A 1,068-nucleotide genomic window follows, 5' to 3' on the forward strand; every position below is an offset into this window, starting at 1 on the left:
GGTTCGGAGGCTCCGGATCCACAAGATGGCGCCCCGTAGATGAAGGCCGGCCATGTAGCTCTGGGGAGTCTTGTCGAAGCGGAAGGCCAGGCCGCGCCATTCCTTGATCCGGTTGATGCAGCGTTCGGCTGTGTTGCGCTGCTGGTAGAGGTCCTGGTCGTGACGGACGGGGCGACCGCCGCGTGAGCCGCGTCTCTTGCGGTTGGCCGCCTGGTCCGCCTTCTCGGGGATGACGGTTTTGATGCGGCGTTGTCGTAGGTAGGCGCGATTGGCGCGGGAGGAGTAGGCCTTGTCGGCGGCCACTGCGTCCGGGCGGGTGCGCGGGCGGCCGATGGGTAGCCGGATCTTGATTCGGGCCAGGACGGCGCGAAACTGTGGGCTGTCAGCGGCCTGGCCGGGGGTCAGGACGAAGGACAGCGGACGACATCGCGGGTCGGCGGCCAGGTGGACCTTGCTGGTCAGTCCGCCCCGCGAGCGGCCAAGTCCGGCCGCCTTCAGCCGGATCCTGCCTCGCAGTCGTAGCTGTCGGCGTCGGACCCGATCCGAGGCCCTGCCTTCTTCGCCTATGCCATCGGGGGTGTTTTGCCCCTTTGGCGGAGCCCCTTTTCCTGTTTGGCGGCCTCCTCCAACGCCTTGACCAGCTCGGGATCGAGAGCCATACCGGCGGCGTGGTGGTGGGCGCGAGCCGTAGTGGAGTCCACGCTGACCAGCCTCAGGTCGACCTGCCCACGGGCCGCGGCCTCGGCGATCACCGCCTGCATCAGGTGCTCGAAGACGCCCGCCGTCGCCCACGACCGGAACCGGTCGTAGACGGTGGACCACGGCCCGTACTCGGTGGGCAGATCCCGCCACGGACTGCCGGTCCGAAAGCGCCACATCACCGCGTTGAACTGCTGCCGCAGGTCCGGGATCGGGCCTCGCTCGCCCAGCGGCAGGTGAGGCTCGATCAAGGACCACTCATCGTCGGTGAGGTCGCCGCGCGCCATGACGATGAACTACCAGGGGTGGAGCCCATCGCGCAGGCGAACCCTGTCAAGGCTCATGATCTCAACCTCGTACAGGCCCTAG

Annotated in this window: 1 pseudogene; it reads right to left on the reverse strand. The window is 68.1% G+C overall.

Going from position 1 to position 1,068, the window contains the following annotated elements:
* Positions 1 to 986: pseudogene (locus AC3EO4_RS55650) on the reverse strand (IS5 family transposase); the annotation flags it as partial.
* Between the last annotated feature and the right edge of the window lie 82 nt (positions 987 to 1,068).

The sequence above is a fragment of the Nonomuraea sp. bgisy101 genome, from assembly GCF_057708945.1.